General features: G+C 73.3%; 20 protein-coding genes. 16 read left to right on the top strand and 4 right to left on the bottom strand.

Features of this window, described 5'->3' with window-relative positions; translation table 11 throughout:
* Positions 1-579, top strand: a 579-nt coding sequence (locus V7793_RS17110) for a transaldolase family protein (RefSeq protein ID WP_336007381.1), incomplete at its 5' end; no start/stop codon positions are given.
* A 21-nt stretch (positions 580-600) separates the two neighbouring features.
* Here V7793_RS17110 and V7793_RS17105 read toward each other — a convergent pair.
* Positions 601-1,224, bottom strand: a complete 624-nt coding sequence (locus V7793_RS17105) for a LysE family translocator (RefSeq protein WP_336007379.1) — start codon at positions 1,222-1,224, stop codon at positions 601-603.
* A 72-nt stretch (positions 1,225-1,296) separates the two neighbouring features.
* Entirely contained in the window at positions 1,297-2,190 is an 894-nt protein-coding gene (locus tag V7793_RS17100; protein WP_336007377.1) for an NmrA family NAD(P)-binding protein, read from the bottom strand.
* Positions 2,191-2,318: 128 nt separating this feature from the next.
* On the opposite strand from V7793_RS17100, the gene V7793_RS17095 reads away from it, so the two are divergent.
* The 9 genes from V7793_RS17095 (at position 2,319) to V7793_RS17055 (ending at position 11,375) form a co-directional block, all read left to right on the top strand.
* Positions 2,319-3,269, top strand: coding sequence for an AraC family transcriptional regulator (locus V7793_RS17095; protein WP_336007376.1), 951 nt, complete (start codon positions 2,319-2,321; stop codon positions 3,267-3,269).
* A gap of 351 nt (positions 3,270-3,620) precedes the next feature.
* Positions 3,621-4,703 carry a PLP-dependent cysteine synthase family protein gene (locus V7793_RS17090; RefSeq protein WP_336007375.1) on the top strand — a complete coding sequence of 361 codons (1,083 nt, stop codon included), beginning with the start codon at positions 3,621-3,623 and terminating at the stop codon, positions 4,701-4,703.
* A gap of 63 nt (positions 4,704-4,766) precedes the next feature.
* The gene (locus V7793_RS17085) at positions 4,767-6,077 is read left to right on the top strand and encodes an ATP-grasp domain-containing protein (RefSeq protein WP_336007373.1); all 1,311 of its coding nucleotides are present in this window, start codon (positions 4,767-4,769) and stop codon (positions 6,075-6,077) included.
* Positions 6,074-6,742, top strand: coding sequence for an NADPH-dependent FMN reductase (locus tag V7793_RS17080; RefSeq protein WP_336007371.1), 669 nt, complete (start codon positions 6,074-6,076; stop codon positions 6,740-6,742). Before V7793_RS17085 ends, V7793_RS17080 begins: the two co-directional genes overlap by 4 nt.
* Complete coding sequence (gene epsC, locus V7793_RS17075) at positions 6,739-7,455, top strand: serine O-acetyltransferase EpsC (RefSeq protein WP_336007369.1); 717 nt, start codon at positions 6,739-6,741, stop codon at positions 7,453-7,455. The genes V7793_RS17080 and epsC overlap by 4 nt, the downstream gene beginning before the upstream one ends.
* Entirely contained in the window at positions 7,452-8,156 is a 705-nt protein-coding gene (locus tag V7793_RS17070; RefSeq protein WP_336007367.1) for a class I SAM-dependent methyltransferase, read from the top strand. Before epsC ends, V7793_RS17070 begins: the two co-directional genes overlap by 4 nt.
* 61 nt (positions 8,157-8,217) lie before the next feature.
* Positions 8,218-9,501: an MFS transporter gene (locus V7793_RS17065; protein WP_336007365.1), complete on the top strand. Its 1,284-nt coding sequence runs from the start codon at positions 8,218-8,220 to the stop codon at positions 9,499-9,501.
* A 68-nt stretch (positions 9,502-9,569) separates the two neighbouring features.
* On the top strand, positions 9,570-10,385 hold the full coding sequence (locus tag V7793_RS17060; RefSeq protein WP_336007363.1) for a VOC family protein: 816 nt from the start codon (positions 9,570-9,572) through the stop codon (positions 10,383-10,385).
* 120 nt (positions 10,386-10,505) lie between these two features.
* The gene (locus tag V7793_RS17055; protein WP_336007382.1) at positions 10,506-11,375 is read left to right on the top strand and encodes an AraC family transcriptional regulator; all 870 of its coding nucleotides are present in this window, start codon (positions 10,506-10,508) and stop codon (positions 11,373-11,375) included.
* 21 nt (positions 11,376-11,396) lie between these two features.
* Here V7793_RS17055 and V7793_RS17050 read toward each other — a convergent pair whose 3' ends face one another.
* Positions 11,397-12,152: a vWA domain-containing protein gene (locus V7793_RS17050; protein WP_336007361.1), complete on the bottom strand. Its 756-nt coding sequence runs from the start codon at positions 12,150-12,152 to the stop codon at positions 11,397-11,399.
* A gap of 200 nt (positions 12,153-12,352) precedes the next feature.
* On the opposite strand from V7793_RS17050, the gene V7793_RS17045 reads away from it, so the two are divergent.
* The 4 genes from V7793_RS17045 (at position 12,353) to V7793_RS17030 (ending at position 15,734) form a co-directional block, all read left to right on the top strand.
* A complete protein-coding gene (locus tag V7793_RS17045; protein ID WP_336007360.1) occupies positions 12,353-13,591 on the top strand; it encodes a helix-turn-helix domain-containing protein in 1,239 nt (412 codons plus the stop codon).
* Positions 13,592-13,692: 101 nt separating this feature from the next.
* Positions 13,693-13,962, top strand: a complete 270-nt coding sequence (locus V7793_RS17040; RefSeq protein ID WP_336007358.1) for a hypothetical protein — start codon at positions 13,693-13,695, stop codon at positions 13,960-13,962.
* 446 nt (positions 13,963-14,408) lie between these two features.
* Positions 14,409-14,546, top strand: coding sequence for a hypothetical protein (locus V7793_RS17035; protein ID WP_336007356.1), 138 nt, complete (start codon positions 14,409-14,411; stop codon positions 14,544-14,546).
* The gene (locus V7793_RS17030) at positions 14,547-15,734 is read left to right on the top strand and encodes a methyltransferase domain-containing protein (RefSeq protein ID WP_336007354.1); all 1,188 of its coding nucleotides are present in this window, start codon (positions 14,547-14,549) and stop codon (positions 15,732-15,734) included. It begins immediately after the preceding gene.
* Between the two features lie 30 nt (positions 15,735-15,764).
* Here the strand turns inward: V7793_RS17030 and V7793_RS17025 are convergent, their stop codons facing one another.
* A complete protein-coding gene (locus V7793_RS17025; protein WP_336007352.1) occupies positions 15,765-16,907 on the bottom strand; it encodes a uroporphyrinogen-III synthase in 1,143 nt (380 codons plus the stop codon).
* A 192-nt stretch (positions 16,908-17,099) separates the two neighbouring features.
* Between V7793_RS17025 and V7793_RS17020 the strand changes: the two genes are divergently transcribed.
* Entirely contained in the window at positions 17,100-19,274 is a 2,175-nt protein-coding gene (locus V7793_RS17020) for a molybdopterin oxidoreductase family protein (protein ID WP_336007350.1), read from the top strand.
* Positions 19,271-19,596: FAD-dependent oxidoreductase (locus V7793_RS17015; RefSeq protein ID WP_336007348.1), on the top strand; the 326-nt coding region annotated here is incomplete at its 3' end. The genes V7793_RS17020 and V7793_RS17015, both read left to right, overlap by 4 nt.

The following is a 19,596-nucleotide window of genomic DNA, read 5'->3' as shown; positions in this document are numbered from 1 at the left end:
GAGCAGCTGTGCCGCTCCTCGTCCGAGGCGGCGCACGTGATGCGCGGGGAGGCCGCGCTCGCCTCGGCGCGGCTCGTCCTCCACCGCCACGAGCAGCTGCTGACCGGGCCCGCCTGGCGCGAGCTCGTCTCCCACGGCGCCCGCCCGCACCGGATGCGCTGGACGGACACCGCCGTACGGACCCCGGGGATCCCCGACACCCGCTATGTGGACGAGCTCGTCGTCCGGGACACCGTCGCCACCATGACCCCGGCGACCCTGGAGGCCGTGGCCGAGCGCGGCAACCCGCGCGTCGACACCGTCACCGGCCGGGGCCGCGCCTCCGCCCGGGTCCTGGACTCCCTGGAGATCCTGGGCGCCGGCTACGCGCACACCACGCGCGAGCTCGCCGAGCGCGCCGCGCGGCTGCGGTCCCTGCGCTGGAGCGAGCTGCTCGGAGCCGTCAGTGCCGTCAGTGCCGTCAGTGCCGTCAGTGCCGTCAACGCCGGCGGCGGGGCCGCCACCTTCACCACGGTCTCCCCGGACTCCTCCGAGCACTCCTCCGCCGCGACGGACAGGCCGGAGAGCGCGCCGGAGTAGCCGACGCGGCGGAGGATGCGGTCAGGTCGTCGCCACCCGTACCGAAATGCCCGCCAGGACCGTGCCCATCACGTAGCGCTGCATCCGCAGCCACCGCGGGCGGCGGCGCAGGAATCCCGATATGGCGCCGGCGCTCATGGCGATCAGGCCGTTGCCGGTGACGGCGACGGCGATCAGGGTGAGGCCGAGGACGAGGCTCTGCCCGGCCACGGAGCCCCGGTCGGGGTCGATGAACTGCGGCAGCACGGAGATGAAGAGGATGGCGATCTTCGGGTTGAGGAGGTTGGTGACCAGGCCCATCGTGAAGAGCTTGCGCGCCGGGTCCGGCGGCAGCGGCTGCGGGTCGAACGCGGAGACCCCGCCGGGCTTGAGGGTCTTCCACGCGAGGTAGGCCAGGTAGGCGGCGCCGCCCAGTTTGAGGGCCGTGTAGACGGCGGGCACGAGGCTGAAGAGCGTGGCGAGGCCGGCGACGGCGGCCAGCAGGTAGACGAAGAAGCCCACCGCGACGCCCAGCAGGGAGACGAGCCCGGCCCGCCGCCCCTGAGTGATCGAACGGGACACAAGGTAGATCATGTTGGGGCCGGGGGTGAGGACCATGCCGAGTTCTACGGCGGCTATGCCCACCAGCGCCTGAGTGCTGACCATGCGACTCCTCCGGGAGTGTGGGGTGCCGGCGGCCGGTCGGACCGTGGCCCCGCCCACCACCGGTGATCACGGTCATTCAACCCGGGCCCACGCCCCGGTGGCGGCGATTTTCGTGACGTACGCACCGAAGTCGGCGGCCTCGCGGCCGAGGACGCGCCGCACCCCGTCGGCGGGCTCGGCCGTGTGCCCCGCGCGGTGCAGGGCGAAGAGCGCGCCGAAGGCCGTCGCGGCCGCCTCGGGCAGCCCCGCCGCGAGCAGTTCGGCGTGGTACTCCTCCGGCGTCAGCTCCTCGTAGGCGATCGCCCGCCCCGTGGCGCGGGCGATCACCGCGACGGCTTCGCCGAAGGTCAGCCCGCGCGGCCCGGAGACCTCGTACACCTCGTCGGTGTGCTCGGCGCCGCTGCGCGTGAGCAGTGCCGCCGCCACCTCGGCGATGTCGTCCGCGTCGACGAACGGCTCGGGAACGTCCCCGATCGGCAGCCCGAGACGGCCCTCGCGGACCGGCTGCCACCACAGGTCCTCGCTGAAGTTCTGGCTGAAGTTGCTCGCCCGGACGATCGCCCACTCGGCGCCGGAGCCGCGGACGGCCTCCTCGGCGACGGCCATGCCCTGCCCGAAGTCCGGCCCCACGTGCTCGATCCCGCGCCCGGAGAGGACCACGAACCGGCGCACGCCCGCCTCGACGGCCTGCCGGACGAAGACGGGCACGGCGTCGTACCCCTCGTCCGGGGCGATGAGGTAGACGGCCGAGGCCCCTTCGAGGGCGGCGGCCCACGTGCCGGGTTCGGTCCAGTCGAAGCGGACCTCGCCCGAGCGGGACGCGGCCCGGACGGAGACCCCCGCGGCACGGAGGACGCGGACGACCCGGCGGCCGGTCTTGCCGGTGGCGCCGAGGACGAGGATGTCGTGGCCGGTGAGGGGGGAGTCGTGGTGGGAAGTCGTGTTCTTGGAAGCGGTGTTCGTCATGGGTACAGCCAATCCGCCGGCCGCGGCGCCCACCATGGGCGACAGTCCGGGGTGCATGTCCGGGCGTACGAGCCGCTTGAACAAGCTGCCTGAAGAAGCCGTCCGGTACGCCGCATATCGTGCCCTCCATGGACCCTTTCGATGATCTGTTGCGGGGCGTGCGCGCCAACGGTGCGGTCTTCGGGGGGTCGGTGCTGTCGCCGCCGTGGGCGTTGCGCTTCACCGACGGCGCCTTCCTGACCTTGTGCGCACCGCTGCGCGGCGAGGGCTGGCTCGTCCCGGCGGGGGGCGGGCCGCGGCGGCTGGCCGCGGGCGAGACGGCGATCGTGCGGGGTCCGGAGCCATTCGTCTTCACGGACGACCCGTCCTCGGCGGAGGGCGCCGCCGGTGCGGTGCAGGAGGTGTCCTGCGGCGGCCCCGGCGCGGCCGGCGGAGGCGTGGACCCGGCCGACGGGGGCGCGGACGGGCGGACGGTGCTCATGGCGGGCGCCTATCGTGTGCCGGGGGAGGTCCCACGCCGGCTGCTGCAGGTGCTGCCGCCCGTGCTCGTCGTCCCGGACGGCCACCACGACTGCGCGCCGATGCGCAGGTATCTGGAGGCGCAGCTGTCCGCGCACCTGCCCGGGCGCCAGATCGTGGTGGACCGGCTGCTGGACTGGCTGCTGGTGTGCACGCTGCGGGACTGGTTCGACCGGCCCGAGGCGGCGTCCCCCGCCTGGTACCGGGCGCTGGGGGACGAGGTCGTGGGCCCCGTCCTGCGCGCGATGCACGACGCGCCGCACCGGGCGTGGACGCTGGCCTCGCTGGCGGCGGTGGCGGGTGTGTCGCGCTCCACGTTCGCCAAGCGCTTCCACGAGCTGCTCGGGGAGCCGCCGCTGGCGTACCTCACGGAGTGGCGGATGACGCTGGCCGTGGATCTGCTCGGCGAGCCGGGGGCCACGCTGGCGTCGGTCGCCCGCCGGGTCGGCTATGCCGATCCGTTCGGATTCAGCACGGCGTTCAAACGGGTCCGGGGGGTGAGCCCGAGCGCTTACCGGGCGGGACGGAAAGCGGCTGATCAGCCGGTTTTTGCGAGCTGAATCACTCGGATTCCTACCCGCGGCCCAAACATAGGAATACGTCGAAGGTGGCTGGAAATTACGCCCGGAGGGGGCTGCGGGTCGCACCTGCGTGTTGCGCAACTCCCTTGCCACAAGCGGAACTTAGGCGTCCGATTCGCCGCGCCACCTGCCGCTGCCGGTATTACCCGCGGAAAGCAACCGGCCATCTTTTCTCTGCAAATGTGGCGGCAATCACAATCCCCGTGGCGTAAGTCGCCATCCCGCCTAGGGTGATCGCGCTGCCCGATGCAGTGCTTATGGATGAGCAGTGCTCACGAAGGAACTGCACTGCGGATTGCTTTGCTTGTTAACCGCTCAGGGAGGCTGACGGTGGATAAGGCCGGCGACATCGACAACCCCGTACCCCCCTCACCCCCTTCCCTGCTGCTCTCCGCCCGCCCCGAACCGCTGGAAGCGCCCTACCCGGCCGGCAGCCTGGACGGGATCACGGTGGATCACGCGGCCCTGGAGGACCGGTACCCGGTCTATGCGAAGTTCGGGCAGGAGCTCGGGAACACGCCTCTGATCGAACTGCCGGGCCCGGACGGCGGCGCGACCGTGCTCGCCAAGTGCGAGTGGGAGAACCCGGTCGGTTCCATCAAGGACCGCGTCGCCTACGCCCTGCTCGGCAGCGCCCTGCAGCAGCACGGCGACCGCCCGCTCGACGAGCTCCGCGTCCTGGAGTACTCCGGCGGCAACCTCGCGAACGCCCTCTCCCACCTCTGCGCGGAACTGGGCATCCGCTCCCGCTTCGTCCTGTCCTCGGCGAGCCCCCGCAGCCTCCTCGACACCCTCGCCGGGCGCGGCGCGCGCGTCGACCTCGTCGACAAGGAGCGCGGCTTCCTCGACGTGGTGCGCGAGGCCCTGCGCATCGCCGCCGAAGAGCCCGAGTGGACCCTGCTCTACCAGCACCGCAACCCCGCCAACGCCCTGCTGCAGGAGCGCACCACCGGTGCGGAGCTCGCCGCGCAGCTCGCCGGCCGCGTCCCGGACGCCTGGGTGGCCTCCATCGGGACCGGCGGGACCCTCGTCGGCGTCCTGCGGGCGCTGCGCGCACGCTTCCCCGCCGTCCGGGCCGTCGGCGTCACCCCCGCCGAGCTGCCGTACGGAAGCGACCAGCCGCCCAACGGGCAGCGCAAGTACGCCGGGTCCGGCGGCATGGGCCACGGCATCCGGCAGCCGTTCGTGACGCTCCACGACGACGAGGTCGAGCACCGCACGGTGTCCTACCCGCGCGCCTTCGCCGCCATGGGGGAGTTCCACGACCTCACCGGCCTGCGCATCGGCAGCTCGGCCGCCGCCAACTGGCTCGCCGCGAAGGAGACGGCCGCCGCGCTGCCGCCCTCGGCGACAGTCGTCACCGTGCTTCCCGACGCCGGGACGCCCGAGGAGTGGGAGCAGCTCGGACGATGACGCGCCACGCCGCAACCACCGCAACCATCACCGGGGCGACAACGGCCCCCGAGGGGCGCTGAGATGGCTCACCTGGTCCTCGTCGAGACGACTCCGACGGCCGGTTTCAAGGTCGTGAGCGAGGCCGTCGCGCTCGGCCACGAAGTGACCTTCGTGGCCCACTCCCTCGACCCCTACCTCGCCGCGGAGGGCGGCGAGGAGGCGCTGAAGACCCCGACCCGGCTGCTCACCGGAGTCCCCACCACGGACCCGGCCGGCCTGCTCGACGTCATCGGCTCCCTCCACCGCAAGCACCCCGTGCACGGCGTGCTCGCCCTCAGCGAGGGCCACCTGCCCGCCACCGCGGAGGTCGCCGAGGCGCTCGGCCTGCCCTTCGAGAGCACCGCGGTGATGCGGCGCCTGCGCGACAAGCACGCCGTGCGCGAGCTCCTGGGCGCCGCGGGCGTCCCGCAGCCGGCCTTCCGGCGGGCCCTGACCGTCGCGGAGGCCGTGGCCGCGGCCGGGGAGCTCGGCTACCCGGTCGTGGTCAAACCGGCCGACGGCTTCGGCTCGCTCCACGTCGGCGTCGCGAACGACGCCGCCGAGGTCGCCGCCCTGGCGGAGGCCATCGCCGGGACGCGCTCCTACGGGCGCGGGGTCGCCGGCAGCGGAGTGGCGCTGCTGGAGGCGTACGTCCCCGGGCCCGTCGTCAGCTGCGAGATGGTGACCGTCGACGGCGTCAGCACCCCGTACGGCTGCGTGGACCGCATGCTGGCCCCCGCACCCCACCCGGTCGAGCTGGGCGGCTGCTTCCCCGCAGAGCTGGCCGACGACGTACGCGAGGCCGTCGTGCGCGTGTGCGCCGACGCGCTCGCCGCCGTCGGCATCCGCCGCGCGCACACCCACACCGAGGTGGTCCTCGGGCCGGACGGGCCGCAGATCATCGAGATCAACGGCCGGCTCATCGGCGGCTACGTCCCCACGATGATCAACTACGTCCTGGAGCGGAACATCTACCACGACGTCGTCGAACTCGCCCTCGGCGGCAGCCCGTCGCCCTCGCCCGTGCGCGGCGTGGGCTGCATCCGGGCCATCACCGCACCCGTGTCCGGCGTGCTCACCGGCATCGGCGCGGACGCGGCGCGGCAGGCCCCCGGCACGGCCGAGGTCATGCTGCACGCCAGGCCCGGGCAGGAGGTGCGCCCCGCCCGGAACAACTTCGACCGGCTCGGCTTCCTCATCACCACGGCGGCGACGGCCGCCGAGGCGCGCAAGGCGGCGGAAGAGGCGCACGACCTCGTACGAGTGACGGTGGCCGACGACGGTCACGGTGCTGGTGCCGGTGCCGGTGCCGGTGCCGGCGATGGCGATGGCCCGACCAGGGACGCATCGTGACCGCCCGCCCGCGCGTGCTGTGCGTCGCCGGCAGCCCGAGCGCCGGCTCCCACACCCGCGCCCTCGTCGGGCACATCGGCGGCCTCCTGGAACAGCACGGCTTCGACAGCGGGGTCGCCGACCTCGCCGTGCTCGACCTCCCCCGCAGCCACCCCGACCACTACTGGAGCGAGGCGCCCCACCCCGTCGTCCAGGCACGCGAGTTCATCGAGGCCGTGCTCGCCAGTGACGCGCTGGTCCTCGGGACGCCCGTCTACCACTCCGGGTACTCCGGACTGCTGAAGAGCGCCGTGGACCTCCTGCCGTCCGACGCCTTCGCGGGCAAGGCGGTCGGCCTGGTATCCCACGCCAGCGGGCCGCGCGGCTCGGCCACCGCCTGCGAACAGCTGCGCCAGGTCGTGAAGGCGCTCGGCGGCTGGGCGGTGCCGATGCAGGTCAGCACGGTCTCCGCGGACTTCACGCCGGAGGCCGGAGGGCAGCGCGGGCTGGACGTGACGGGCCCGGTGCACGCGCGCTGCGTGGAACTCGCGGACCAGCTCGCCGCGTTCACGCGGGCGATGCGGGGTGCGGCGGACAGCGGCGCGCCTGCCGAGGGCGCCGCGGAGGACACGCCGGAGGACACGCCGGAGGGCACCCCGGAGGGCATCCCGGAGGTGGCGGCATGACCGCGCCCCTGCCCCCGCGCCCGTCCCTCCTGCCCCGCTGCCTGCGCCTCCTGCGCGAGGACCTGAAGGTCGTCGCCGACCGCGACCCCGCTGTGCGCAGCCGCGGTGAGGCGCTCCTCGCCCCCTTCCTGCCGGCCCTGTGGCTGCACCGGCCGGCGAGCGGGCTGCACGCGCGGGGCCACCGGGTCACGGCCCGCGTGCTGTCGCTCGTCGGCCGCTTCCTGTCGGGCGGGGTCGACATCCACCCGGGTGCGCGCGTGGGGCGGAGGCTGTTCATCGACCACGGCGCGGCCGTGATCATCGGCGAGGACGCCGTGATCGGCGACGACGTCACCCTCTACCACCAGGTCACGATCGGCGCGATCGGCTGGTGGCGGGACCGTCACCGGCTGCCGGGCGAACGGCGCCACCCCACCCTCGGCGACCGCGTCGTGGTGGGGGCGGGCGCCTCCGTCCTCGGCCCCGTGCGCATCGGCGACGACAGCCTCGTCGGCGCGCACGCCCTGGTGATGGCCGACGTCCCGGCCGGGAGCCGGGTGTGGGCGCCGAGGAGCGAGGTCCACCCGAGGGGCAAGCCCGCCGCGGTACGGGCGGCTGCCGGCACGGAAGCGGCGGCGGACGGGACGGCGAACGGAACGACGAACATGACGGCGAACGTGACGACGAACGTGACAGCGAAGGCCACGGCGAAGAGGAAGCGAGGCGGTCTGTGAGTACGGGCACGGGCACAGAGACGGGCGCGGGCGCGGGGACGGGCGTGGCCACGGGTGCCGATACCGGCACCGGGGAGCACACGGGCTACCGCGAGCTGCTCCGCGAGGCGTTCGTCCGGCGCTACGAGGACGGCGCGGACTCCTGGAGCGAGGAGCCGGCCATGCGGGAGCTCGTGCCGCTGCTCGGCACGGAACTCGCGCCGGGCAGCTCCGTCATCGACATCGGGGCGGGCCGCGGCCGGGACATGGAGCTCCTGCTCGCCCAGGGCCACCGGGTCACCGCGGTCGACCTCGTACGGCTGCCCGACTGGGAGGACATCGCCCGCCGGTACGGCGCCGCGGCCTCCTTCGAGGTCGGCAACTTCGCCGACCTGGCGGACGACCGCGTCTTCGACGCCGCCGTCGACAACGGCGTGCTGCACCACCAGGCCCCGGAGGACTACGCGCCCTACCTGGCGAACGTGCGGCAGCGGCTGCGCCCCGGCGGGCTGCTGGCCGTCAGCCTCTTCACCACGGCGGAGGAGCTCGCCGAGGGCGTCCTGAACCGCGCCGAGGACGGCCGTCTGTCGCGGTGGTTCAACGAGCGGGAGGCGACGGAGCTGCTCGCCGGGGCGGGTTTCACGGTGACCGCCGTGCGGACGGTGCGCAGAGAGCTGCCGGGCCTCGCCTACCTGCTGGTCCTAGCCCGCCGCGACGCGTGATCCGGACGCTCGGTCCGTACGCCTCACCCCGACGCGTCACCCGTACGAAGGCCTGGTTCCGATGACCGCTCCGTCCCGAGGGGGCCCCGCCGGGGCAGCCCCCGCACCGGCGTCCGCGAAGCCGGGCAGCCGCATGTTCGCCTCGCTCGCCGTCCGCAACTACCGCTACTTCTTCTTCGGCCAGTTCATCTCGAACTCCGGTACGTGGATGCAGTTCGTCGCCCAGGACTGGCTGGTCTTCCACCTCACCGGCAGCACGTTCGCGGTGGGCGTCACCACGGCCCTGCAGTTCCTGCCGGTGCTGCTGCTCGGCCTGTTCGGCGGCGTGGTGGCCGACCGGTACCCGAAGCGGCGGATCCTGCTCACCACGCAGGGCGCGATGGGCCTGTTCGCCGCGGCCCTCGCCGTGCTGACGCTGACCGACGTCGTCGTGGTCGCCCACGTCTACGTCTTCGCGTTCCTGCTCGGCCTCATGAACGTCTTCGCCAACCCCGCGATCCAGACGTTCGTCCCCGAGATGGTGGGTCCCGAGCGCGTCGCGAACGCGGTCAGCCTGGGCGCGGTGAACTTCCAGAGCGCCCGGCTGCTCGGCCCCGCCGTCGCCGGACCGCTGATCGTCGTCATCGGCAGCGGCTGGGCGTTCGCGCTGAACGCGCTGTCCTACGTCGCGGTGATCGCCTCGCTGCTGGCCGTACGGGCCTCCGAGCTGCGGCCGGCGGCGGCGCCGCAGCGGCGCGAGAAGGGCCAGATCAGGGCGGGTCTGCGGCACGTGCGGGAGCATCCCGAGCTCATCCGCCCCATCGTCCTGGTCGGCTTCGTCTGCACCTTCGGTTTCAACTTCCCCACCCTGCTCTCGGGCTTCGCGTACAACGTCTTCGACGGCGGCGCGAAGGAGTTCGGTTTCCTCACGACGGCCGTCGGCCTGGGCGCGCTGGCCGGGGCCCTGATGTCGGCGCGGCGGCGCAGCAGCCGCACGGTGGTGCTGGTCGGTACGGCGGCCGCCTTCGGCGCCCTGGAGGCCGTGACGGCGCTCGCGCCGTCCGTCTGGCTCTTCGGCGCACTGATGGTGCTGGTGGGTCTACTGAGCGTGACGTTCTCCACGACGGCCAACTCCCTCGTCCAGCTCCACACCGATCCCGCGATGCGCGGCCGCGTCATGGGCCTGTACATGCTCGTGTACACGGGCGGAACGCCCATCGGCGGCCCGGTCGTGGGCTGGGCGGTCCAGCACTACGGGGCGAGGGCCGGAATCCTGGCGTGCGGGCTGGTCGCGGTGGCCGCGGCGGCGATCGTCGGGCTGATCGCGCTGCGCGCTCCCCGTGCGGGGGCGGTCGCGGGTGGCTAGCGTGGCATGGGGGGAACGCTCGGGGACGCTGGGGATCGCTCGCTGATCGCCGGGAAGGAGCCGGGACCATGGCCGCGCAAGCAGAAGGCATGCCGTGCTGGGCCGATGCGATGTTCACGGACATCGAGAAGGCCAAGGAGTTCTACGGTGACGTCCTGGGATGGACGTTCGGCGAGAGCGCGACGGAGTTCGGCAACTACACCGAGGCGTACTCCGACGGGAAGGCCGTGGCCGCCGTCGTACCCCCCATGCCGGGCCAGGAGGGCAAGTCCGCCTGGTGCCTGTACTTCGCCTCGCCCGACGCCGCGGCCACCGCGGGCAAGATCCGCGCGGCCGGCGGCGAACTGCTGATGGAACCGATGACGGTCGGCGACTTCGGCACCATGGTCCTCGCCCGCGACCCCGCCGGCGTCACCTTCGGCGTCTGGCAGGCCGGCACCCACGAGGGCTTCCAGAAGCGCGGCGAGCCCGGCGCGTACTGCTGGGCCGAGGTCTTCACCCGCGAACCCGGCAAGGCCGACGCCTTCTTCCCCGCCGTCTTCCCCTACGGACTGCAGCACATGGAGGGCGAGGCGGACGCCGGCGACGAGCAGATCGACTTCAAGCTCTTCAGCCTCGGCGGCGACACGGTGCTCGGCCGCATGGCGATGGGCGAGGAGTTCCCGCCGGAGATCCCTCCCTACATCCAGATCTTCTTCGCGGTCGGCGACTGCGACGCGGCGGTCGCCAAGGCCAGGGACCGCGGCGGCGCACTCCACTTCGGCCCGATGGACAGCCCCTTCGGCCGCTTCGCGGCCCTGACCGACTCCCAGGGCGCGTCCTTCGCCGTCATCGACCTGAACACGACGAAGGGCGCGATGCCGGGGCTGACGGACGAGAAGTGACCGCGAAGCCGTCGCCGTCGACGCCGTCGCTGCGGGCGCACTGACCGGACCGGGCACAGGATGTCGGGTCCGGGAGGGTGTCTCCTTCCTAACGTGAGGGACGTAAGGAAGGAGACCGAGGTGCTGGACCGGCTGAACGAGGCCCTGGAACACATCGAGTCGCATCTCGATCAGCGCATCGAGGTGAGCGAGCTGGCCCGGATCGCGGTGACGTCGGAGTACCACTTCCGCCGGATGTTCTCCGCCCTGGCGGGGATCCCGCTGTCGGAGTACATCCGGCGCAGGCGGCTCACCGTCGCGGGCGCAGAGGTGCTCGCCGGGGAGCGGACGCTGCTGGAGATCGCGGTGCGCTACGGCTACGGCTCGGGGGAGGCGTTCGCGCGTGCCTTCCGGGCCGTGCACGGTGTGGGGCCGGGCGAGGCCCGAAGGACCGGTGCGGCCCTGCACTCCCAGCCCCGGATGTCCTTCCGCCTCGTCGTCGAAGGGAGCAGCAGCGTGCGGTACCGGGTCGTGGAGAAGGAACAGTTCCGGGTGATCGGCAAGAAGGTCCGGGCCCCGCTGGTCCACGAGGGGGTGAACCCGGTGATCGCCGACTTCATCCGGGGCATCGGCCAGGAGACGATGCGGCGCATCGCCGCTCTGTCCGACCAGCAGCCGGAGGGCATCGTGGGAGTGAGCGACGACCTCGACCCGAGCCGGGCGGAGGGGACCGAACTCGACTACTACCACGGCGTGGTGACCGGATCCGACGCCGTCCCCGAGGACATGGACGCCCTTACCGTCCACGCCGGCACCTGGGCCGTCTTCGAGAACTCCGGGCCGTTCCCGCAGGCGCTCCAGCACCTGTGGCGGGACGTCTTCACCCAGTGGTTCCCCTCCAACCCCTACCGCAGCCGCCCCGGCCCCGAAATCCTCCGCACCCGCCTGTCCCGGGACGCGGCACGGGCGGACGCGGAGCTGTGGATCCCGGTGGAGCGGACCGGGGTCTGAGCGAGGGCGTTGACGCCGCAGTCAACGCAGGATGCCCGCGGCCCGCGCCCTCCGCAGCCACACCGGGAACTCGCTCATCAGCGCCGCGTACAGCTGCGCGTCCGGTACGGCCCGCGGTGCCGCCCCGGCGGGGAAGAAGCCGGCGTTGTCCACGACCCGCTTCGCCGGGACGGGCAGCTCGTCCAGCTTCCGCAGGAAGTCGAACTGCGCCCCGTCCGGATTCCCGAAGCCGATGAACTGCCAGAAGACCGGCAGCCGTGCGGCGGCGCACAGCACGCGCTCGGCGGCAGCCCGGGAGCTGGGGGCGCCGTCGGTCTGGAAGAGCACCAGGGCGGGGTCGGCGGCACCCGAGGCGGTGTAGTGGTCGATGACCGCCTGCATGGCCAGGTGGTAGTTGGTGCGCCCCATGCGGCCGTAACCGGCGTGCAGGGAGCTGATGCGGCCCTCGTAGCCGTCGAGGCCGAACTCGGCGATGCCGTCGACGCCGGTGGAGAAGAAGACGACGGGCACGACACCGTCGTCGTCGAAGTGCGCCGCCAACCCGAGGGCCTGCTCGGCCAGATGCTGCACGGTGCCGTCCTTGAAGTACCTGCTCATGCTGCCCGACCGGTCCAGGACGAGGTACACGGCGGCACGCTGCCCGGCCAGGCCGCTCGCCTCCAGCGACGCCTGCGCGGTCTTGTACAGGTTGACGAGACGAGGGGCGGCCGCCTGAACCTTCTCCAAGCTGATGGCCGAGGCGGCCGGGCGGGGCCGCTTGATGTAGTCGATGGCCATACGTCTCTCCCGTCGATCGCGTGCAGCAGGACGTGTGCACGGTACGCCGCCGCGGCCTGCCTCCGTGTGGTTGATTTCCGGGCCCGAAAGGCCGTCACCCACCACACAGGTCGACGACGCCCAGGCTCCTGCGACCTCTGCCCAGTCGTCGTCGGCTGCCCGTACGCTGCCCGTACACGTCGGCGTACGGAGGCGGTTCGGTGGATACCCTGGACTTTCCCGCAGAGTTGAGCACTGGCGAACGGATCCGGATTCTCAGGGAATCCCGCGGGATGAGCCGCGAAGTCCTCGCAGGTCTGTGCGCCCGGAAGGCGGACTGGCTCAAGAAGATCGAGAAGGGGGAGCGGGAGCTCAACTCGCACACGCTCCTGCTCAGGCTGGCCGCCGCACTGCAGATCCCCGACCTGTCGATCCTGACCGGCGGTACTCCTGAGGTCGCCCAGCCGGTCCCTCTGGGGCGATTCGACCACCCCGCCATGCCTGCCATCTGGGCCGCCGTGATGAGCCGCAGCCTCGTGCCCCTGAGTGCCGCGGTCGACGTGCAGGGCCTGCAAGGCCGGGTGGAGCAGACATGGCGCCTGTGGCATACGTCCGGGCACAACCGCACCGAAGTGGGAGCCCTGCTCCCCGCGCTCATCCGGGATGCCGAGACTGCCACCCGCACTCTGGAGGGGGCACAGCGACGAGCCGCTCTCGTCGCCCTCTCCGACGTCTACCGGCTGACCGGGCAGGCGACGGCCTATGTAGCACCGGCCGAACTCGCCTGGGTCGTCGCAGACCGGGCGCTGGCCGCGGCTCAGCGGGCCGATGACCCTGCCGCCATCGCCGCCGCGGCGTGGAACATGGGCAACATTCTCCGCGAGACCTCGTATCCGGAGGAGGCCCTGAGGGTCGTGACAGAGGCCGCGGACCTCATCCGGCCCCACCTCGACGGCTCTCCCGACGACTGGCGGGGGATCTACGGAGCGCTGCAGTTGCATGCCGCGGTGACCTGCGCCCGTGAAGGCCGCAAGGGGGACGCGTGGCGGTACTGGGACCGCGGGGACCAGGTCGCCAAGTCGCTGCCTGCTGCCTACGTGCACCCGAGCACGGTGTTCGGGCGGGCCAATGTGGATTTCCACGCCGTTTCCGTGGCCACGGACCTTCGGGCGTCCGGGGAGGCGCTGTCGCTGGCCGATGACATCGATCCCGATGTCATGCCGTCCATGGAGCGGCGCGCCCGCCTTTGGGTGGAGGTGGCGCGCGGACACCTCCTGCGCGGTGACCGGACAGCGGCTCTCCACGTGATGAAGCTGGCCCACGGGATCGCCTCCGAGACGGTGGCGTACACCCCGTCCGCCCGCGGCATCGCGGCAGACCTGTGGCGCACGGCGCCCCGTGCCCTGCGTGGAGAGGCGGGGCGGCTGGCGGAGGCCGTCGGCGTGACAGCCGCTCTCTAGAGGGACAGCCCCTGTGAGGGGGACAGATTGTCCCCCTCGCCCTCTGGCGACCGCCCTATGGTCACAGGCTGTCACCCGGCGACCTGCAGTCAGGGGTTTTCATGCACAACTTGGACCAGTGCCACGCGTCTCTCCGAAAAGGGGGCACGGCGACGCGCGACGGTCATACCGGCGAGATCCGTGTCCCGCTTGCCGTCTTCTTCCTGGACCAACAACAGGGGTCACTCGACCTTGTGTTGAGTGGGGCGGAAGCGGCCGAGTTCCGCGCCCTGATCGGGAGCCTGCTCGCAGGCAGTTCAGCCGCCGACGGGGCCCTCCTCTCGGAACGCGTTGCCGACGCCAATCGCCGTTCCTCGGACGGTGGGCTGTGACCGCTCAGCCCGAGCAGCATGGAGACATGTCCTCGCAGAGGTCGTGCCTGACGTGCACGACGCTGGTGGTGAGGCGTGCCGCGGCGATGCGACAGGGGCCGGGCGCGGTCAAGGAAATCGAGGCCCGGCGCCTTCAGCACGTCAGCGAGGCACATCATGACCACTGACCGCGCCCACCCGCCGTTCCCCCTCGCTCCGGGCCCCCTCACCAACCCGCCCGGCGCCGCCCCCTGCTGCGCGGTGGGCGCGCGCATCGTGGATCAGTACGCCGAGGCATGGGCAAGAGGCGAGCGGGACGCGTACAGGCTCGGTCGGTCGTTGGCGGCGGCGCACCGCGGGTGGCCGGGCCACGGCGAGCCGGACCGTGCTCGGCGCGCCCTCCCGGGCGGCACCACCCGCACGACGGCGCGCGGACCGTCCCGCGCCGGTACACCGAAGGAGCACCGATGACGAAGCGATGGCACATCATGGCCGACGGCGGTAACCCGCAGGACGACAGCGACAGCGGCAACAAGCACGGTGGCGGTGGTTCTGATGAGGGCGGTAACACGAGTGACGGCAGCGGTCCGGCGGACGGCAGCTGAGTGAGCGCACGGGAGATCGAGGAGGCGGGCCCCCGGCGGCTCGCTTCCGCTCTGATGGCGTCGGGTGCCCTGACGCCCGACTGGCTGCCCGCGTTCGAGGCGGTCCGCCGGGACAGGTTCGTCCCGGAGCGGCTGTGGCCCGGCCGGGCGAGCGGCACCGTTCAGGGGGACTGCATCGAGCGGTCCGCGGATCCCGTGGCGTGGTGGGACAAGGTCTACTCCGACATCCCCCTGACCACGCAGTGGGACGACGGGGCACACGCGGGCACGGGCAAGGGGAGTTCCCCCACGTCCTCGAATTCGATGCCGAGGATGGTGTTCTCCATGCTGGGGGCCCTGAGCGTGGAGCCGGGGAACAAGGTTCTGGAGATCGGCACCGGGACGGGCTGGAACGCGGCGCTTCTCGCTCATCGCCTCGGTTCGGGCAACGTCGTCACCGTTGAGGTTGACCGGGCCAATGCCGATGAGGCCCGCCGGCGGTTCGAGGTGGCCGGCCTCTCGCCCCTTTCGGTCGTCGGCGACGGTGCGCAGGGGTACGAGCCGTGCGCACCGTTCGACCGCGTCATCGCGACCTGCTCGATCGCCGAGCTTCCGTATGCGTGGGTCAAGCAGTCACGGCCCGGTGGGGTCATCGTGGCGCCGTGGGGGCCGGCGTACGGCGGGCAGGGCATCGTGCGTCTATCGGTCGCCCGCGACGGCATGACGGCCAGTGGCCCGTTCGTGATGTCTTCCGCGTTCATGCGGCTGAGGGACCAGCGCGGGACCTTCCCCTCCCGTGACGCCTGCCTGGGCACCGAGTGGCCCGCAGGCGGGTGCCGGAGGGTCTCCGGGCTTTCGCCCGACGACATGGGCGACTGGATCCACATGTTCACGATCGGGGTGTGCGTTCCGGGGCTCTTCTGCCGCGTGGAGAAGAGGGAAGGCGGTGCCTACCGGTTGTGGCTGTTCGACAGGGCGACGACGTCGTGGGCAACCGCGGACTACGAGAAGGGCCGTGCGGAGTACGCCGTGGTCGAGTCCGGGCCCCGCCGCCTCTGGGCCGATGTCGAGCAGGTCATGGGCTGGTGGCACGGGAACGGCCGCCCCGGCTTCGGGCGGTACGGCCTGACCGTGACGCCCGGGGGCCAGTCCGTGTGGCTGGATGCTCCGGGGAACGCGGTGCCGGTGGTGCGGGGTGATGCGGCTTGACCGGTGGCGAGGCCCGGTCGGTGAGGGGCCTCAGCCCTCCACCGCCAACCGGTACCCCCTCTTCGGCACCGTCCTGATCAGGTCCGCGTGGGCCCCCAGCGCGCTGCGCAGGCGGCCCACCGCCGCCTCGACCGCGTGTTCGTCCGTTCGGTCGTCGTTCCAGGCGCGGCGCAGGAGTTCGCCCCGGCTGAGGACCCAGCCGGGGCGTTCGGCGAGGGCGCGGAGGATCGCGGCGGGGAGCGGGGGGAGCCAGAGGGCCTGGTCGCCGGCTATGAGGGCGTTGCCCTGGAGGACGAGGGGGCGGGGGCCGTTGCGGAGGGTGCGGCGGTCGCGGGTGGGGAGGATCTGGGTGAGGGTGCGGACGAGGGCGCCGAGGCGGCCGCGTTCGGGTTGGACGGTGGGGACGCCGGCGGCTTCCAGGGGGCGGGCGCAGACGGAGCCGACGCACACGGGCAGGACGGGGCCCCGGAGGGCGTCGAGGACCTGCGCGGACAGGCCGGCCTCGCGGGCGCGGTCCAGGAAGAAGTCGATGGCCGGGGCGCTGGTGAAGGTGAGGGCGTGGACCTCGCGGCGGACGGTCTGCTCGACGAGGCGCCGGGCGGCGCCCGGGTCCTCGGGCTGCGTCCAGCGGTAGACGGGCACTTCGATGACTTCGGCCCCGCGCTCGCGCAAGGTGTCCGCGAAGCCCGGGAGGGGCGCGCCGTGTTCCTGGACGGCGATGCGGCGGCCGGTGAGGTCGCGGGCGAGGAGCCAGGCCAGGAGTTCGTCGCACGCTTCGGAGCCGGGCGAGTAGGCCTCGGCGAGGCCGCTGGCGCGGACGGCGCCGGTCGCCTTGGGGCCGCGGCTGAGGACTTCGGCGTCCCGGCAGGCCCCGGCGAGCCCGGCGGCGTGCCCCCAGCCCTCGGCGGCGCTCATCCAGCCGCGCCAGCCGACGCCGGTGGTGGCGACGACGTAGTCGAGGGGGCCGGTGAGGCAGCGTTCGGTGGCGCGGCGCAGGGCGACGTCGTCGTCGAGCGGGACGATCCGCATCGTGGGCGCTTCGACGACGCGGGCGCCCCTGCGCCGGAGCAGGGCTGTGAGTTCGTCGCGCCGGCGGTCGGCGGTGACGCCGACGACGTAGCCGAGGAGCGGGCCGGGGGCGGGGGGTGTGCGGGGAGAGGTGCCGGTTCCCATGCTGCGCATGTTCGGCCGACGGGGTTTCGGGGCCGTTGCGGGCCCGTCACGCAGGGGTAAGGGAAGGCGTCCGGCAGGTTACGGCGCATGTCATACGCCCGACGCCGCCTGCCGGGCCGTGTGAACGGCATGTACCGCACGGGCAACATTGCCGACGCGGACGCGTAACGCCGCGGCGTGATCCTCGGTGCCATGACGACGACCGGCACCGATCCCGCCAGGGCCACCGACAGCCACTGCCCTTACTGCGCCCTGCAGTGCGGCATGCGGCTGCGCCCGCTCCCGGCCGGCGGCCCGGAGCCGGTCGAGGTCCTGGAGCGGCCGGACTTCCCCGTCAACCTCGGCGCTCTGTGCGGCAAGGGCCGGGCGGCCGCGGCTGTGCTGCGCCCCGGCGCCCGGCTCGCGCAACCCCTCGTCCGCGATGCCCGGAGCGATCCGCTCCGCCCGGCCTCCTGGGACGAGGCCCTCGACCGGGTGGCCGCCGGCCTGACGGCGGCCCGGGAGCAGTACGGGCGGGATGCCGTCGGTGTCTTCGGGGGCGGCGGGCTGACGAACGAGAAGGCGTACCTGCTGGGCAAGTTCGCGCGGGTCGCCCTGCGCACCGCGAACATCGACTACAACGGCCGCTTCTGCATGTCGTCCGCGGCGGCCGCGCACCGGCGGGCGTTCGGCATCGACCGCGGCCTGCCGTTTCCCATGGCGGACATCGCCCGTACGGACTGCGTGATCCTGGTCGGCGCGAACCCGGCCGAGACGATGCCGCCCGCACTGCGCTACTTCCGCGAGCTGCGCGAGAACGGCGGCCGGCTGATCGTCGTCGACCCGCGCCGCACGCGCACCGCCGAGCAGGCCGACCTGCACCTGCAGCCGCTCCCCGGTACGGATCTCGCGCTCGCGCTCGGGCTGCTGCACCTGCTGATAGCCGACGGCCACCTGGACGAGGACTTCATCGCCCGCCGCACGACGGGCTTCGCGCAGGCCCGCGCCGCCGCCATGGCGCACTGGCCGGAGCGCGTGGAGCGGCTGACGGGTGTGCCGGTGGCGCAGCTGTCGGCGGCGGCCGCCCTGTTCGGCGGGGCCGGGCGGGGCATGGTGCTGACCGCGCGCGGCCCCGAGCAGCAGAGCAAGGGCACGGACACGGTCAGCGCCTGGATCAACCTGTGCCTGGCGGCCGGAAAGGCGGGGCGCCCGGGGTCCGGCTACGGCTGCCTCACCGGCCAGGGCAACGGCCAGGGCGGCCGGGAGCACGGCCAGAAGGCGGACCAGCTGCCCGGCTACCGCTCGATCACCGACCCCGCGGCCCGCGCCCACGTGGCCGCGGTGTGGGGCGTCGACCCGGCCGCCCTGCCCGGGCCGGGGCGCAGCGCGTACGAGCTCCTCGACGTCCTCGGCCGCGACGGCGGCGTCCGCGCGCTGCTGCTCATGGGCTCGAACCCCGTGGTCTCGGCGCCCCGCGCCGCCCACGTGACCGAGCGGATCCGCGCGCTGGACTTCCTCGCCGTGAGCGACGTGGTCCTCTCCGAGACGGCCCGGCTCGCGGACGTGGTCCTGCCCGCCACCCAGTGGGCGGAGGAGACCGGCACGACGACGAACCTGGAGGGGCGGGTGATCCTGCGCCGCAAGGCCGTCGACGCCCCGGAGGGCGTCCGCAGCGACCTCGCCGTCCTGCACGGGCTCGCCGCCCGGCTCGGCGTGCCCGAGGGGTTCCCCGAGGACCCCGAGGAGGTCTTCGAGGAGCTGCGGCGCGCCTCGGCGGGCGGGCAGGCCGACTACGCGGGCATCAGCTACGACCGCATCCGCGACGAGGACGGCGTCTTCTGGCCGTGCCCCGGCGAGGACCACCCCGGTACGCCGCGTCTCTTCCTGGACCGCTTCGCCACCCCCGACGGGCGGGCGCGGTTCGCCGCGGTGTCGCACCGGCCGGCCGCGGAGGAGCCCGACGGCGACTACCCGCTGTTCCTGACGACGGGCCGCGTCGTCTCCCAGTACCAGAGCGGCGCCCAGACCCGGCGCGTCGACGAGCTCAACAAGGCCGCGCCCGGCCCCTTCGTGGAGCTCCACCCCGCCCTCGCCCGCCGGCTCGGGGTCGAGGAGGGCGAGCTGCTGGCCGTCAGCAGCAGGCGCGGGCGGGCGGTCGCCCCGGCCCGCGTCACCGACACCGTCCGGCCCGACACCGTCTTCATGCCCTTCCACTGGGGCGGCGCGGGCCGCGCCAACTCCCTGACGAACCCGGCCCTCGACCCCGTCTCGCGCATGCCCGAGTTCAAGGTGTGCGCGGTGCGCGTCGAGCGGGCCGCCTCCGCCCCGGCCGCCCCCGCCTCGGCCTCGGCCGCCCCCGCCTCCGCCGCTACGGAGGCGGGCCGGTGACGCGCCGGATCGCCGTCGTGGGTGCGGGCATGGCCGCCGCCCGGTTCGCCGACCGGTTCCAGGCCCTGGGCGGGGACGCGGAGGTGACGCTGTACGGAGCCGAGCCCTGCGCCCCGTACAACCGGGCGCTGCTCGCCGACGCCCTCACGGGCCGCTACGCCGCGGACGACCTCACGCTGCCGTCCGGCGACGCGCGGCTGCGGACGGGCTGCGCGGTGACGGCGCTCGACACCGTCGCGCACACCCTGCGGCTGGCGGACGGCACGCACGTCGCCTACGACGAGCTCGTGCTGGCCACCGGCGCCGAGCCGGTCCTGCCGCC

Origin of the sequence: Streptomyces sp. KLMMK, from assembly GCF_036961605.1 — a bacterium.
Classification (GTDB): Bacteria; Actinomycetota; Actinomycetes; order Streptomycetales; family Streptomycetaceae; genus Streptomyces; species Streptomyces telluris.
Note: the sequence above shows the minus strand (reverse complement) of the source record. Positions and strands in the feature narration are given on the sequence as shown.

Excerpts from the sequence above, each read along its gene's own strand:
- V7793_RS17105 (WP_336007379.1), bottom strand. The coding sequence starts at position 1,224 with ATGGTCAGCACTCAGGCGCTGGTGGGCATAGCCGCCGTAGAACTCGGC.
- V7793_RS17100 (WP_336007377.1), bottom strand. The coding sequence starts at position 2,190 with ATGACGAACACCGCTTCCAAGAACACGACTTCCCACCACGACTCCCCC.
- V7793_RS17095 (WP_336007376.1), top strand. The coding sequence starts at position 2,319 with ATGGACCCTTTCGATGATCTGTTGCGGGGCGTGCGCGCCAACGGTGCG.
- V7793_RS17085 (WP_336007373.1), top strand. The coding sequence starts at position 4,767 with ATGGCTCACCTGGTCCTCGTCGAGACGACTCCGACGGCCGGTTTCAAG.
- epsC (WP_336007369.1), top strand. The coding sequence starts at position 6,739 with ATGACCGCGCCCCTGCCCCCGCGCCCGTCCCTCCTGCCCCGCTGCCTG.
- V7793_RS17065 (WP_336007365.1), top strand. The coding sequence starts at position 8,218 with ATGACCGCTCCGTCCCGAGGGGGCCCCGCCGGGGCAGCCCCCGCACCG.
- V7793_RS17060 (WP_336007363.1), top strand. The coding sequence starts at position 9,570 with ATGGCCGCGCAAGCAGAAGGCATGCCGTGCTGGGCCGATGCGATGTTC.
- V7793_RS17050 (WP_336007361.1), bottom strand. The coding sequence starts at position 12,152 with ATGGCCATCGACTACATCAAGCGGCCCCGCCCGGCCGCCTCGGCCATC.
- V7793_RS17040 (WP_336007358.1), top strand. The coding sequence starts at position 13,693 with ATGCACAACTTGGACCAGTGCCACGCGTCTCTCCGAAAAGGGGGCACG.
- V7793_RS17035 (WP_336007356.1), top strand. The coding sequence starts at position 14,409 with ATGACGAAGCGATGGCACATCATGGCCGACGGCGGTAACCCGCAGGAC.
- V7793_RS17025 (WP_336007352.1), bottom strand. The coding sequence starts at position 16,907 with ATGGGAACCGGCACCTCTCCCCGCACACCCCCCGCCCCCGGCCCGCTC.
- V7793_RS17020 (WP_336007350.1), top strand. The coding sequence starts at position 17,100 with ATGACGACGACCGGCACCGATCCCGCCAGGGCCACCGACAGCCACTGC.